Annotated in this window: 12 protein-coding genes; 5 read left to right on the forward strand and 7 right to left on the reverse strand. The window is 59.7% G+C overall.

Translation table 11 applies throughout. The annotated features are described in order from the left end of the window. Positions 1-7: 7 nt before the first annotated feature. Positions 8-739 (reverse strand): carboxy-S-adenosyl-L-methionine synthase CmoA, encoded by a 732-nt coding sequence (gene cmoA, locus HF945_RS09600; RefSeq protein ID WP_290522393.1) that lies wholly within the window; start codon positions 737-739, stop codon positions 8-10. An 835-nt stretch (positions 740-1,574) separates the two neighbouring features. After that, positions 1,575-2,021, reverse strand: coding sequence for a hypothetical protein (locus HF945_RS09605; protein WP_290522394.1), 447 nt, complete (start codon positions 2,019-2,021; stop codon positions 1,575-1,577). Between the two features lie 325 nt (positions 2,022-2,346). On the opposite strand from HF945_RS09605, the gene HF945_RS09610 reads away from it, so the two are divergent. After that, the gene (locus HF945_RS09610) at positions 2,347-2,682 is read left to right on the forward strand and encodes a hypothetical protein (protein ID WP_290522395.1); all 336 of its coding nucleotides are present in this window, start codon (positions 2,347-2,349) and stop codon (positions 2,680-2,682) included. Here HF945_RS09610 and HF945_RS09615 read toward each other — a convergent pair. Then, a complete protein-coding gene (locus HF945_RS09615; protein ID WP_290522396.1) occupies positions 2,645-5,182 on the reverse strand; it encodes an ATP-binding protein in 2,538 nt (845 codons plus the stop codon). The two genes, HF945_RS09610 and HF945_RS09615, sit on opposite strands and share 38 nt — an antisense overlap. 170 nt (positions 5,183-5,352) lie before the next feature. Here HF945_RS09615 and HF945_RS09620 point away from each other — a divergent pair, with 170 nt between their 5' ends. The 4 genes from HF945_RS09620 to HF945_RS09635 all read left to right on the forward strand — a co-directional run bounded on the left by HF945_RS09620 (position 5,353) and on the right by HF945_RS09635 (position 9,407). Next, positions 5,353-5,982 carry a hypothetical protein gene (locus tag HF945_RS09620; protein WP_290522397.1) on the forward strand — a complete coding sequence of 210 codons (630 nt, stop codon included), beginning with the start codon at positions 5,353-5,355 and terminating at the stop codon, positions 5,980-5,982. A gap of 717 nt (positions 5,983-6,699) precedes the next feature. Beyond that, on the forward strand, positions 6,700-8,562 hold the full coding sequence (gene mnmC, locus HF945_RS09625; protein ID WP_290522398.1) for a bifunctional tRNA (5-methylaminomethyl-2-thiouridine)(34)-methyltransferase MnmD/FAD-dependent 5-carboxymethylaminomethyl-2-thiouridine(34) oxidoreductase MnmC: 1,863 nt from the start codon (positions 6,700-6,702) through the stop codon (positions 8,560-8,562). Further along, a complete protein-coding gene (locus HF945_RS09630; protein ID WP_290522399.1) occupies positions 8,559-8,951 on the forward strand; it encodes an MAPEG family protein in 393 nt (130 codons plus the stop codon). The genes mnmC and HF945_RS09630 overlap by 4 nt, the downstream gene beginning before the upstream one ends. A 219-nt stretch (positions 8,952-9,170) precedes the next feature. After that, entirely contained in the window at positions 9,171-9,407 is a 237-nt protein-coding gene (locus HF945_RS09635) for a YheU family protein (protein WP_290522400.1), read from the forward strand. Positions 9,408-9,557: 150 nt separating this feature from the next. Here HF945_RS09635 and HF945_RS09640 read toward each other — a convergent pair whose 3' ends face one another. From HF945_RS09640 to zipA, 4 genes are all read right to left on the reverse strand, one after another. After that, positions 9,558-9,986: a hypothetical protein gene (locus HF945_RS09640; RefSeq protein WP_290522401.1), complete on the reverse strand. Its 429-nt coding sequence runs from the start codon at positions 9,984-9,986 to the stop codon at positions 9,558-9,560. A 1,023-nt stretch (positions 9,987-11,009) separates the two neighbouring features. Next, on the reverse strand, positions 11,010-11,594 hold the full coding sequence (locus HF945_RS09645; protein ID WP_290522402.1) for a transglycosylase SLT domain-containing protein: 585 nt from the start codon (positions 11,592-11,594) through the stop codon (positions 11,010-11,012). Continuing rightward, positions 11,591-13,924 carry an NAD-dependent DNA ligase LigA gene (gene ligA / locus HF945_RS09650; protein WP_290522403.1) on the reverse strand — a complete coding sequence of 778 codons (2,334 nt, stop codon included), beginning with the start codon at positions 13,922-13,924 and terminating at the stop codon, positions 11,591-11,593. Before ligA ends, HF945_RS09645 begins: the two co-directional genes overlap by 4 nt. Positions 13,925-14,109: 185 nt before the next feature. Further along, entirely contained in the window at positions 14,110-15,030 is a 921-nt protein-coding gene (zipA, locus tag HF945_RS09655) for a cell division protein ZipA (protein ID WP_290522404.1), read from the reverse strand. Between the last annotated feature and the right edge of the window lie 85 nt (positions 15,031-15,115).

Raw genomic sequence — 15,115 nt, forward strand, 5'->3', positions numbered from 1 at the left:
GCGTGGCTCAACGCACCGCCAGCAACGACATGAAATTGAAACAGCGGAACCACACGTGGATATGGCGATACCCGGCCTTGCGAAGGCGTGCCTCATGGGCGGCCAGCGTTTCGGGAATCAACACATTCTCCAACGCGGTACGCTTCTGGCTGATCTCCAGGTCGGAATAGCCATTGTTGCGCTTGAAGGCATGATGCAGCTCGGTCTGCAGGGCATCCTCCGCCTCGTCTTCAAAACGGATCTTTTCGGACAGCACCAGGATACCGCCAGGCACTGTCGCCTCAGCCAGCCGCTCAATGAAATCATCGCGGCGCTCCGGCGCGATGAACTGCAGGGTAAAGTTCAGCACCGCCATGGAACAGGGCTCAAAAACCATCTCTGCCACGTCTCCTTCCACCAGCGACACCCGATTTGAAAGGCCGGCATGATCCAGCAGCACCCGGGCCTGTTCGATCATGGCCGGGGAATTGTCCACCGCAATCACCGAATTGCCCTGTTCTTCAGTCAGCGCCGCCATCGCAGTCGTAGCCGCGCCCAGAGAACAGCCCAGATCGTAAAGGCAGGTATCGGGTTGGGCATAACGGGCCGCCAGCACCCCGATCATATCGATGATGGAAGGATAGCCAGGCACCGAACGACGAATCATATCGGGAAAGACCTGCACCACCGTCTCGTCAAACGAAAAGCGTGCCACCTGCTGGTGCGCAGTGGCGTAGATGTTGTCCTGCTGGTCAGACATGACGACCCCGGTTGGCAAAGTGCGGCGTGATTATAGCGGCGGGAGGCGCGAGAGAGAAACGGGCGCAGCGAATAGCGCCTCTCGTGGTGCTACCTGCGGTGATTGTGGTGCCCACCTGGCTGACTTGGCATCTGCTGATATGTCATCGCACTATGACACGTGCTTGTCCTCGCCGGACGGGCCCAAAGGGGGAACAGGCTCCCCCTCTGGCGTTCCGGCCATTCCCCGGTATGGGAATGGCGCTCCAGCGGGCAAAACATGTTTTGCAAACACCCGCTTCCGCCCCCTTACCCCGACTCCCTTCGACCCGCTCCGCGGGCACACTCCGGTACTCGCCCTGTGACGGACGCAAGAAAGACTCGCTCCGCTCAGACAGGTTTTTTGCTCTACGCCGTCACAGGGCTCCGTTCCTCGACTCACTCTAACGGGGAAGCTGCCGTGCTGATGGCATTGGCTTTCTTTCTCGCGCAAACGCTGAGGGTTGCTGTAGGAGCTCCCTTCCAGGGGGCGAACCGAGCGCAGCGAGGCGACCGAAGGGAGGTCATTCTTTTTGGCCCTGCCGAGCCCGGATATGCCTGATCGCCCTGAGGTCGATTCCGTGCTACGCACGGTTCGTCCCCTGGAAGAGAACGCCTACAGTTCAATCCTGGGCTCTGGAATCCTTACCTCGCTCAGGCTCGGATCGCGAGCAGGCTCGCTCCTACAGCGGCTTCGTAGAAATGCAGAAAACCCGGGAACTTTTCCGGGGTTTTCTATCCAATCGAGCGTAGCTCATAGCTCGCTCTTTAACGCAAAACGCCCGGTCATAGCCGGGCGTTTTGGTTGGCGCTGAGGCTTACTTCAGCGTCAGCAGCAGGTTCGGATTGAAGTCTTCGTCAGCCAGATCGCTCAGGTAGCGCTCCACAAACTCACGGGTCTCGGCATCCCCACGGTCAGCCAGCGCCTTCATGGCATCTGACAGCACCATGGACTCACCATCCAGTTCCACACGGGACGCAGACAGGCTCAACCCCATATCAATCACGGCATATTCCAGATTCTCGGCCTGGTGGGTCAACACCATCCGCGACAGCACCGTATCATCCTGACCACATTGCAGAGACAGCAGTTCCTCACCCCCGGACAGGGCCAATTCATCCCGCTCGATGAAACCATCCACCAGCACACCAAAGGCACTGTCCTCACCCGCCGCCAGGCACAACTGGCCTGCCACGGACTGATCCAATTGAGCCTGTGACATGGATGCACAAGCCAGCAACACTGCACCTGCAAGAATCCGCATGACGCTTCCCTCTGCTTTATGGTTAGCCAATATATCGGTTACGGGAGCCGATTATACGAACAAATAATTACTCAACGTAACCACTATGATGCAAAAAGATTGATCTTTTATGACATAAAGCAATGCGATTTTCGGGCCAGTTTCATAACTTTGCCATACCGGGGGCGTAGATTTCTGCGGAAAAACGGGGACTTAACCCAGGTAGCCCCGCCTCCTGTCCCGAAATGACAGAAACAGGCACGCTACTTGCTGTATCCCACAACACCATTGTCAGGCGAATTAACCATACCCCCGGCAGGGAAGCCGGCTAACCGGAACGCTCACCATGTCTGCTATTATCATGAACGCATCTCTGATTACCCACATGCCTTCCCACTACGCCCGCCCACGCATGGGGATCACCCTGCTGGCCAGCATAATGGTCATTACAGGCCTGCTGATTGCCACTTTGGAGATACGCTGGGCCCTGCAGCTGGTCAGTCTAAGCTGCGTCTATGGCGGAGCCTTGCTCGCAGGCCTGGCTCTGGTCGTGCATCTGCTGCGCAGGAATCTGGCCTGGCTGGCCGATGGAGGGATTTTAGCGGGACTGGCGGCATTGCTGGTCAGCAGCCCCGTCCTGCCCGCTACTCTGCAGGATTATCTTGAATACCTGATGCCTTGATTCCCAGGTACTCGGACAGCACCCGTGACATGGCCGCCAGAGACAACGGCTTGATGATCTGCCCATCCATGCCTGCGCGGCGGATGGCGCCGGCCTGCTCGTCCACCGCATGGGCACTCAGGGCCAGGATGAGACAGGCTGGCCGCCCCTCTTCCTGCTCCAGCTCACGCATGGCTGCTGCGCTGGTAAAGCCGTTCATCACCGGCATATCCAGGTCCATGAGCACCAGATCAAACGGCTCTCGGGCGTCACTGAACACGTCCAGCGCCTGTTTGCCGTTGTTGGTCATCACCACCTGCTCTATGCCCAGCTTTTCAAGGTAGCCGCGGGTCACCAGCTGGTTGATGGGATTATCTTCGGCCACCAGCACGTTCAGCTGGTCCATGGAGTTCACCGTCTCCTGCCGGCTAGTGGCCCCGCCCACCGGTATGCCCCCGGTGAACAGGTGCAGCAATTCATGGACGGTGAGCACGGACCGGCGCAGCAAGCGCACGCCCTCTGGCAGCCAGTCCGGCACCTCACTGCGCATTCCCATCATCAGGATGACCGACATTGGCGCGCCATGGGCATCCAGCCGTGCCATCAGGTCCGCCAGAGCCAGGGGATCCGGCACGCCATTGATCAGCAATTGATGTCCATGGTCCCTGAGTATACGGTCCAGCACCGGCGAACGGCCCAGGCAGTGCACATGGCGAAAACGGGGGTCCGCGGCTATCCAGTCCGACAGGTTGCCTTGCACGTCCCACAGCAACGATGCCGGTGCCGACATCTCCGCCATGGGCACAGCTACCTCATCAACGGGCATCTGCAGGCTGAAACTGAACCGGGCGCCCTGCCCTGGTGCACTGTGCACATGAATATCGCCCCCCATCATCGCCACCAGTTCATGGCTAATGGACAGCCCCAGCCCGGACCCACCAAAACGGCGAAACGTGTCCGGGGATGCCTGTGAAAAGCGCTGAAACAACCGCGATTGCTCCTCCTGACTCAAACCAATCCCCGTGTCCGTCACCGCAAAGGTGAGCAACGGGTCCTGCCCCGGGGAGTAACGACAGGTCAACGACAGCACCACCCTGCCACCGCGGGTAAATTTCACCGCGTTACCAAGCAGATTGATCAACACCTGCCGCAACCGGACTTCATCACCCACCACGGTGGACGGGGTCCCAGAATCCACATCCAGCAACACCAGCACATCATTATCACTGGCCGAGAGCTGGAACATCTGTGCGCACTCCACCAACACGCCAGGCAAATCAAAAGGCTCCAGCACCAGGTCCAGCTTGCCCGCCTCAATCTTGGCAAAATCCAGTACATCATTGATCAGCGCACTGAGGGTACGGCCGGCACTGTCAATCAGGGTGATGTATTCCCGCTGGCGGGGTGAGGGGTCAGTTTCCCGCAGTAATTCAGCCAGGCCGATCACCCCGTTCAGCGGAGTGCGAATCTCATGGCTCATGCGCGCCAGAAACAGATCCTTGGCCTGGCTTTCCGCCCGGGCACTGATAGCGCGGGAGTTGTTGCGGTAGACCATCATGCCCAACCCCAATACCAGCAGATAGCCGATAATCACCCCTGCCACCAGCAGCACGGTTTCATGGACCCGGTTCTCCCGTGAGGTCGTCAGCAGCCGGCTGGCCAACTCCACCAACATGTCGGAAATCCCGTCCAGCGACTGCATGGCGTGGCGGCTGCGGTCGTAGGCCTGCTCCCAGGTAATGGTCACCTGGGGCGCCAGAATCAATTCGGTTTCCGTCCAGGCGAGAAAACTTTGTAACTCCTGACGGACCAACCGCCACTGCTGCTGTAACTGCACCGCCCCGGTACGTGCCGCCAGCGCCTTGATTTCTCCATCGATCACCGCCAGCTCCCGCTGCAATTCCTGCCAGGCACTTTCCAGACGGCGGGCATCGTTATCGCCCAGGTAACCACCGCGCAGGCTGACATACAGAGCCAGCGCCCGGATGAGGCCGATATTCTCCTCACAATGGCGAAACGAACTGATCGGCAGGGACAACACCTCATTGGGCTGCAGCCCCGGACCGATAGCCATATCAGAGATGTAAAGAATGGTGGACAGGGTGCTGGCCACTCGGTCTGTCACTCGATTCACGTTATCGAAAGGGCCCGACACATCTTCGATGGGAATACCGGTCTTGACCGTTAGCCCCGCCCAGCTTTCACTGATCAGCCCGGCCTGGTCGTTCAAGGCAGGCAGATTGCGATCGCGCAGCGCGTCAAGAAAGCGGTTCAGGCGGCTGGCCGTGCGAGCACGGCTGAGTTCGAAGCGGGACAGGATCTCCGGGTCCTGGGTGTGAATGGCCACGGGGGCAAAATCGCGCATGTCCTGCAGGGGACGCATGGCTTCCAACCCGGCATCATAGAGCGCAAGGTCCTTGCGCATGCTCGCGTTGGCGTCAAGAATCTGCAGGCGGTGCTGAACGATAAGCACCATGGCGACCAGAAACGGGACCGTGACAATGGCAAACAACATGGCCATCGCGGTTCCCGTGTGCAATCCATTCTGTGATGGTCTTTCCATCGGCCAATCCCGAAAAGGGCTACGCTTAACTACCGGACAATCCGTTGATACACCACGACACTGCATTCCAGATGACAACAATACCTTGCAACAGTCGACGCCCCAACACTGTAAAAGTTTGCTATTTATTGCTGATTACAATCGTTTTGACGCTAGCAGGCTGCCAAAGTGCCCAACAAAAGGACCAGAATGGGGATTCTGCCGTTCTGGCCAGAAAGCTGCCCGCCCTCAACGCAGAACAGGACGCGGGCAGTGCCACAGCCCATTCCCTGCCCGGCAACCACAGTGATCTTTCCCGCTTCCAGATCCCGTCAACGCTGGCCGGGCTCAAACAGGATGGTGAGATCAGCTCCCCCACTGCCCGCACCTTCCGATACGTGGACGAATCCCGCAAGGAAAGCCTGCAGGTCATCCTCACCAACCTGCCTGCAGGCTGGAACACCATGGACCCGCAGCGGGCCGTTGCCAGCTATTACAGCGAAGCGCGACAACGTCGAGTGCAGAAAGCCCTGAGCAACCCCGCCAACGCCCTGTCCATTCTCAGCGAAACCCTGCTGGACCTGGAAGGCCAACCGGCCGCCCAGGCCCAGATGCGCTGGATCGAACCCAACCGCCCGATCCAGAACCAGTCCTTGCTGATCACCCTGGTCGACGGGGCCTTTATCCGCATCAGCAACGCCAGCTATCAGCAGAACGCGCGCTGGCTGCTACAACAAGCCAAGCGTAGCCTGGCCGAATTCAAGGCGGCACAGGAGTAGCAGCAAGCTGCAAGCGGCTCACACTCACAAGGAGGTACAGCGGGAGCGTGCTTGCACGCGAATTAACGCCAATGACAGCTCCTTAGCGCACGCTTGGCCATACACGCCAAGCATCCCAAGCGCCTCTGGAATCCTTACCTCGCCTGGGCTCGGATCGCTTGCAGGCAAGCTCCTACAACGGCGGGTCCGCAACAACGTCAGATCCATGCTGTAGGAGCACCGGTTCTTTCTACGCTTACCCCTTCGGGGCCGCCTTGAAAGACGTTCCTTCGCTTCGCTCAGTGAGGTGCGAACCGAGCGACAGCGAGACGACCGAAGGGAGGGTTTTAATTAGTCGTGGTTGTGGTGCTCGTTCTTCAGAGAGCCAGGGTGCCAGCGTGACCGCCGTTCCTCGCTGTCGCTCGGTTCGCTCAGGCAAGCTGAGCTCCTACAGAGCAGACTATAACTGTAGGAGCCCAGCTTGCCTGGGCGAATCGGGCAGCTAAAGAAACCACCCACCTCCGGGAAGTTTTGGCCTTTCCTAATCCAATCGAGCGTAGCTCGTCGCTTGTCCCTCGCAGCCAAAGCCCCCGACCTGTATATTCCATCCCTTGAACAGGACAGCCCCTCACCTTTCGTCGCGGCTCAGGCATCCCTGATACGACGCCCCCGAAACCGCGTTGCAGCTTGAGGCTTGTAGCTTGTCCCTCATAGCTCACAACTCGAAGCTAGTAGCTCATGTCTCTCCCCACCTTCCCCCCCATCCAACCCGCCAACATCGATTGGCAGGACAACGTCCCGGTTGCCAGCGACTACAACGATCCCTATTTCTCCCGGCAGGATGGCATGGCGGAAAGCCGCTATGTGTTTCTCGAGGGCAATCGCCTGGCCGAGCGCTTCCGGGACATGCAGGCGGACCAGTACTTTGTCATTGGCGAGACCGGGTTTGGCACAGGCCTGAACTGCCTGCTGGCCGCCCAGCAGTTTCTCGAGGTAGCGCCAGCAGGCGCCAGACTGCATCTGGTGTCGGTGGAAAAACACCCGCTCAACCGCAACGACCTGCAAACCGCGCTTTCACACTGGCCATCACTGGCGCCCCTGGCCGAGCGCCTGCTGGCCCACTACCCGCCGCCCACACCCGGCCAGCATCGCCTGCAGCTACACCCTGCCATCAGCCTGACCCTGCTGTATGGCGACGCGGACCAACTCTGGCCTCTGTTTAACCACCCAGTGGACGCCTGGTTTCTGGATGGCTTTGCTCCCGCCTGTAACCCGGACATGTGGCAGCCCACCCTGTTCGCCGAGCTGGCACGGCTGAGCCGCCCCGGCACCACCCTGGCCACGTTCACTGCGGCGGGTTTTGTGCGTCGCGGTCTCCAGGAGGCCGGCTTCAGCATGGAGAAACGCAAGGGGTTTGGTCACAAGCGCCACATGCTCACCGGGCGAGTCGCGGACAAGACGCCGGCCAGACAACAGGCAAGACCACACGTGCTGGTGGTGGGCGCAGGGCTGGCCGGCGCCACCACCGCACGGGCACTGGCGGAACGGGGCTGTCAGGTCACCGTCACCGACCCGGATGGCATTGCCAGCCACGCTTCCGGGAACCTGGCCGGCGTGGTGTACAGCACCCCCAGCGCCCACCTAACCCCCCAGAACCGCTTCTATCAGCAAAGCTATAGTCATGCCCTGCGCTGGCTGGCACAGCACCAGTTCCCTCTCTCACCCAACAACGGACAGCTGAATGGGGTGATCCAGCACTTTGTAGACCACAAGCAGAAGGACAAGCTCACCCAGGCCATGGACAGTGGCGCCTGGCCAGCGGAACTGTTGCGCCCCGCCGGCGATGAGGCCGTCGAACTGGTGGGCGGCGGCTATCTGCAACCGGCAGCCTGGTGTCAGCACCTGCTTGATCATCCGCACATCTGCCTGAAACGCGCCACCGTGACCGCCCTCCATGAGGGCACGCCTGCCCATGCGGATCTCGCCGACGGCAGCCAGCTTCATGCCGATACCATTGTGCTGTGTACTGCCGGCGCCACTGCGCGGTTGCCAGGGCTGAGCTGGCTACCGCTCAAGCATATTCGTGGACAGGTCAGTTACTGCACCGCCACGGACGCCTCCCGGGAATGGCAACAGGCCCGATGCCACGGCGGCTACCTGACGCCAGCCATCAACGGCCTGCATTGTGTAGGGGCCACGTTCAATCTGCACAACCATGACCCGACCCCCAGTGACAACGACGACACGGACAATCTGGCGCAGTTGCAGCGCTACCTGCCCCGGCACTGGCAGGCCCTGGGCGGTGAGCAGATTCACATCGCCGACCGGCGGGTAGCATTCCGCTGCCAGAGCATCGACTTCCTGCCCCTGTGCGGCCCTCTGCCAGTGGCCAGCGACAACCCCCATCGCCTGGCTCAGGGCCTGTATCTGAATCTGGCCCATGGCAGCCGCGGCATCACCGGCACCCCCCTGTGTGCGGACCTGATCGCCGACCAGATTTGTGGGGTCCCGTTGCCCGTTGACCAACAACTGGTTGACGCCCTTGCCCCCGCACGGTTTATTGTCCGCAAACGACGAAAACAACCCGAGTGGAAACCATGAATATTGTGAGCTTGCCGATTACCGCCCTCTACGCCGCGCTCAGCGGCTTCCTCGTCATCGCCCTGGCCGCCAATGTGGTGCGCTATCGCCTCGGCAAACAGGTTTCCCTGGGTGACGGCGGTCACAAGGACGTCAACCGCGCCATCCGCGCCCACGGCAACACCGTGGAATACGTGCCCCTGGCCCTGATCCTGATGGCCCTGCTGGAACTCAACGGCGGTGGCAGCACCGCGCTGCACGTCTACGGCATCCTGCTGGTCGGTGGCCGAGCCCTCTACGGCTACGGCATGCTGTTCCCCAAACCCACCGCCAACCTCCCCCGCCAGCTCGGTATCGTCACCAGCTGGATCGTAATTCTGGGTGCCGGGGTGCAGTTGTTGGTGATTTAGTTGAAAGTTTAAAGTTCAAAGTTGAAACGCGAAGTCAGCCATCGGTTCTGAAAGGCCGTACCCGCGGTTGCCGGTAATGGCGCGGGCACGGAGGTTCAGAATCCAGGCACTCCTGGCGCGCTTTTGAACTTTCAACTTTCAACTTTTAACTTGCCCAGCCGGACAGCACCATCGCCTGTTCGCGCACCGTTTTTCACTGTTAACTATTAACTGATCTCTATGCCGCTCATCGTTCCCTGGAAAGACATCCCCGCCGACACCCTCAACAACCTCATCGAGGAATTCGTCACCCGTGACGGCACCGACTACGGCGACCACGAAATCGCCACCAGCACCAAGGTGGAACAGGTACGTCAACAACTGAAGCAAGGCGACGCCTTTGTGGTGTTCGATGAGGTCACCGAGAGCGTGTCGGTGATGGGGAAGGAGCAGGCAGGTGAGGCAATTAATAGTTAATAATGAATAATTAATAGCTGCGCGAGCAGCGTTTGGCTTGATCTTAAAGCAGTGAGGCCGCGCCCAGAGTCTGGGCGCGGCCTCATGCGTTTCAAAACATGAAAAGCCGTCTCGCGACGTTATTAATTATTCATTATTAACTATTAATTGCTACGAAATCGCCCCTTCCCTGGCCCACTCACACCGCACCCTGAGCGGCATGTCCGACGGCTCGTGACAGACGTCGGCGCTGTCCCAGACGAAGGTATGGAAGCCGGAGAGTTCGGTTTCCAGGTGCACCACCGCGTTCACCCAGTACATGTTCTTGAGCAGGGATTCGAACTTCGCCACCCAGTGCTCCCATTCGTATTCCACCGCCCGGTAGGACATGCCAAAGTGGATCACCTGGGTCTGGAAGGTGCCTCCCATGAGGTCGTCGCCGGGCACGGAAAACATTTCCCGGCACAGGAAAGGCCACTCATCTGCCTGGGGAAGCTGGCGGATAGCTTTGCGATTGTGAAAACAGCTGGCCTTGCGCTCCTGGATAGAGCCAAAAGGCAAATGCTTGATACAGCCGTAAACGATGGATTCGTTATCCAAAAAACACCTTAACTGCAGCGGCAAGATTCAAGTTGCAAAAGACAACGCGATAATGAATGTGCCTAACCTACCAATTTTATCGTCGTGGTTCACCGGTTTGTTTGGCAAAAACCTCTCCTTCACCTCGCCAGGGACCGGATCGCTTGCAGGCATACCCTGACGAGCACAGAGCGCTCCCACAGCCCCCGCCCGCAACCACGTCCGATCCGAGCTGTAGGAGCTCCCTTCCAGGGGGCGAACCGAGCGCAGCGAGGCGACCGAAGGGAGGGTTTTAATTGGTCGTGGGTGTGGTGCTCGCTCTGCAGAGAGCCCGGGTGCCAGCGTGACCCCCGTTCCTCGCTGTCGCTCGGTTCGCACCTCAAGTGGTGCCTGTGCAGTCGGTACAAAAGGCGTTTCTGGAATCCTTACCTCGCTTAGCCTCGGATCGCGGTCGAACGACCGCTCCTACAGTAGCTTCGTAGAAATGCGGATAATCCGGAACTTTTCCAGGGTTTTCTATCGATTCGAGCGTAGCTCTTAGCTAACCCTTAGCCCCTGCCGCAACGGCTAATTGAGGATGAGGACATGCATATCCCTGCTCGCTTCAAGCGCTCAGCCATGAAAATGAACCAATGCCATCAGCGCGGCATCTTCCCCGTTAGAGTGAGTCGAGGAACGGAGCCCTGTGACGGCGTAGAGCAAAAAACCTGTCTGAGCGGAGCGAGTCTTTTTTGCGTCCGTCACAGGGCGAGTACCGGAGTGTGCCTGCGCAGCAGGCCGAACGGAGTCGGGGTGGCAGGGAGTCCAGAGGGGGAGCCAGTTCCCCCTTTGGGCCCGTCCGGTGAGGACACGCACATATCATAGTGCGATGGCATCTCAGGAGATTCAAAGTCACCCAGGTGGGGGCCACAATCACCGCAGGTTCGCGCCTCAAGTGGAGCCTGTGCAGTCGGTACAAAAGGCGTTTCTGGAATCCTTACCTCGCTTAGGCTCGGATCGCGTGCAGGCACGCTCCTACAGCAGCTGCGTAGCAGCTCTTGGGGGCTAGCCCCTGCCACAACCGCGCATTTGCTCTTGATACCGGTTGGCCATCTGGGCGGTGCGCTGGGCGGCGCCCTTCATCCACTTGTTGTTCTTCCAGGTGCCGCGGGCGTAGCCGCCATGGCCGGCGTAATAATTGAGATAAAGGCTGTAGGTATCGTTGCGGGCCACACCATTCTTCTTGTAGCTCTGATAGTGATACCAGCCCACAAACTGCACCGCATCCTTGAAGTCATCCCGGTCGGCGCCGCGTCGGCCTGTCTCTTCCTTGTACCAGTCCCAGGTACCATCCAATGCCTGGGGATAGCCATAGGCGCTGGAGGGACGCTTCCAGGGGATAAACCCCAACAGTTTGGTGCGCGGGGGGCGGGCTTTGGCGTTGAAGCCGGATTCCTTGTAGATGGTGGCCATCAGCACCGGCACCGGCACCCCGTATTCCTTCTCGGTATTCTTGGCGTACTTGTACCAGTTATTGAACCAGCCGCCCCGTTGATCGAAGACCGAGCAGACATTGTCGGTATTGGTGGGTGTACCCGCACAACCACTCAGTATCCCTGCCAGCAACAACAATGTCAGTCGGATGTTCATAACGCTCCCGGATCAATACCGTGTTCTTCAAACAACGACACCAGCGCGGCCTCATCACAAACCTCAACCCCGAGGGACTCCGCCTTGGCAAGCTTGGAACCGGCAGCCGCACCGGCCGCGACCATGGCGGTGTTCTTTGACACCGACCCGGCCACCTTGGCTCCCAGTTGCTGCAGCGCCTTCTTGGCCTGATCCCGGGTGAACTGCTCCAATGTGCCGGTCAGTACCCAGGTTTGGCCTTCCAGTGGCTTGCTCTCGGTCTGTGCCGGAGCGCGAGCCTGCAGGTCCGCAGCCATGGCCTCGGCCTGCTCCAGCTGCGCCTGCCAGCCATTCTCAGCCAGCGCCTTGCGCAACTGCAGCATCACACCGGAACGTACCCCCTTGGGTTCCGCTCCGGCCCCTTCGGCGGCACCGGCGACCAGTGCCGCCACGGTCTTGTAATGACTCGCCAGCGTCTCCAGGGACTTGTCGCCAATGCCTTCCAGGTCCATGCCCAGACGCTTGGCCGACTTGAGCAGATGCGCCAGAGTCAGGGTACCTGCAAATGCCGCAGAGGGCTCGCCACTGGACTGGGGCGACACCCCTTCCGTCAGCAAACCGTCAATCACCGTCTCGTTATCCGCTTCGGCAAAAAATGCGCCGATGGCCTTGGCCACCTCCATACCCACGTCCGGCACCGCCAGCAACAACATGGGGGGGGCACGGCGAATCGTTTCCAGATCGCCAAAACAATCCGCCAGATTCTTGGCCGTCTCTTCACCAATCTGCAGGATGCCCAACGCAAAGAGGAATCGGCCAAGGGAGACCTTTTTCGAGGCTTCCAGCGCGGCAATCAGATTATCCGCCGACTTCTCGCCCATACGCTCCAGGCCCGCCACCTGCTCCGCTTTCAAACGGTAGAGGTCGGCGATGGTGGCAATCAGTTCCTGATCCACCAGCGCATCCACCAGCTTGTCGCCCAGGCCATCGATATCCATGGCCCGCCGGGAGGCAAAGTGCTTGATCGCTTCGCGCTGCTGGGCGCCACAGATCAGGCCACCGGTACAGCGGGCCACCACTTCCCCGTCACCACGGAGAATGTCGCTGCCACACACGGGACAGTGAGACGGCAGGGAAATCGTTTCGGTATTGTCAGGGCGGCGCTCGGGAATGGCCCGTACCACCTTGGGAATCACATCCCCGGCGCGGTACACCACCACGGTATCGCCCACGCGAATATCAAGACGCTGGATTTCGTCAATGTTGTGCAAGGTCGCGTTGCTGACCGTCACCCCGCCCACGGAAACGGGCTCGAGGCGAGCCACCGGCGTCAGCGCCCCGGTACGGCCCACCTGCCAGTCCACACCGTTAAGTACAGTGAGCTCTTCCTGGGCCGGAAACTTGTGAGCCGTGGCCCAGCGCGGGGCACGGCTGACAAAGCCCAGATCCCGCTGCCAGTCAAAACGGTCCACCTTGTAGACCACGCCATCAATGTCGTAATCCAGCGCATCACGCTTGTCGAGGATGCCGTGATAAAACGTCAGCAGGTCGTCCACGCCCTGGCAAACGCGCACCTCCGGATTCACCCGAAGGCCCCACTCACGCAGCATTTCCAGCATGCCCGAATGCGTCGCCGGTTCGTCCACGCCCTCCAGTTGTGCCATGGAGTAGGCATAGAATTCCAGCGGGCGCTCTGCGGTAATGCGGGAATCCAGCTGACGAAGGCTACCTGCCGCCGCATTTCGGGGATTGGCGAAAGCTTTCTGTCCCGCCGTTTCCTGGCGCTCATTCAATTTGGCAAAACCGGCATGAGGCATCACCACTTCGCCGCGGACTTCCAGACGAGCCGGGATCGTATCGCCTCTCAGGGTAAGCGGCACCGAACGGATAGTGCGCGCATTGCTGGTGATATTCTCGCCGGTCTGGCCATCACCACGAGTGGCAGCACGCACCAGCTCACCGTTTTCGTAAAGCAGGGAAATGGCGAGGCCATCGAGTTTGGGCTCGGCCACGTAAGCGATATCGCCCGACACATCCAGGCGTTCATGAATACGCTTATCAAACGCACGCAGCTCATCATCTTCGAATACGTTGTCCAGGCTGAGCATGGGCACTTCATGCTGCACCTGATCAAACGCATCCAAAGGCACATCCCCCACCCGCTGGGTCGGCGAATCCGCCGTTACCAGCTCCGGATACGCTTCTTCCAGTGCCTTCAGTTCCCGGTAAAGGCGGTCGTATTCCGCATCGGGAACAGCAGGATCATCAAGAACATAGTAGCGGTATGACCAGTCATTGAGCTGGTCGCGGAGGGATTGGGCTTGTTGGGAGAGGTCGTTGTTTTTCGTCACGTTTGAGGTAGTGAACAGTTAATAGTGAATAGTTAACAGCGAAAACCCTAAGGTTCGCCCGTAGGGCGGAAATCGGCGCGAGCCGATCTCCGCCAAAAAAACGGCGGAGATTGCCTTCAGCAATTTCCGCCCTACGATTTTGCTTTTACGCGTGTTGCGTGCAGCGTGTTGCGTGCTGCGGCTTGTTACGCACTCGGCACCCGCTGGCGACGCTCGAATTCCTGAACCTTCTGACGCAGGTGCTCCATCATCTGCGGGGTCAGCACACTGTGCTGCTCGTCTTTCAGTTCGCCATTCAGCTCAGAGGCCAGACGTTTGCAGATGGACAGCATCTTGTCCAGGGAACCAATGGCATCGGTGGGTCCCGGCAACTTCATGAAGAAGGTCACACCGGCAAAGGTCTTCTCTTCCATGGTGTCCAGATCAAAGGTGCCCGGCTCCACCGCATTGGCCATGGAGAACTGCAGCTGATCCTGACCCTCCACTTTCACGTGACGGTGGAAGATATTCATCTGCCCATAGCGCAGGCCGGATTCAAGCAGCATGCGCAGCAGCTCGTTGCCGGCAAAGGGCTCGCCACGGCGGGCAATCAGGTGCACAACGATCACTTCCAGTACCGGCTGGGGCTCGCGGGGACGCTCCGGCTGACGGGGTGCCGGCGCCTCTGCAACGCGGGGTGCAGGCTCGGGCTCGGGTTCTGGCTGCGGCTCGGGTTCCGGCTCGGGGGGCGCTTCCGCCTGGACAGGGGCCTCCACAGGCGTTTCCGGTTCTTCCGCGTTAAACAGACTCTGCTGCTCCGCCGCCCGGGCCTCGCTGACGCCCTCATCGGGCTCCATCATGGTCGGCGGCAACACATCCGGCTGGTCATCAGCTTGCGGTTCGTCATACACCGGCTGTTCGCTGCGGCGAACCACCCGGGAGCTGCCAATCACTTCCGGATGGTAATTCTCTTCTTCCTCTGCCTCCGGAGCATCCCGGTAGCGCGGGTCGATACGCATGCGCAAACGCCCCTGACGTTCGCGGAACATGCGTCGCAACCCGTCCGCCAAGATCAGCAGAATCAGGATTACCAGAATACCAATCAGTGTTTCCAGGTTCAGGCCCATTGCCTCTTCTTCCTTGCTTACGCTGCACCGCCCTCAATTAGCGGCGCCGGATTCATTACATCCTCTTGCCTGAAGTGTTCAAGGC

Source organism: Alcanivorax sp., from assembly GCF_017794965.1.
Taxonomy (GTDB): Bacteria; Pseudomonadota; Gammaproteobacteria; order Pseudomonadales; family Alcanivoracaceae; genus Alcanivorax.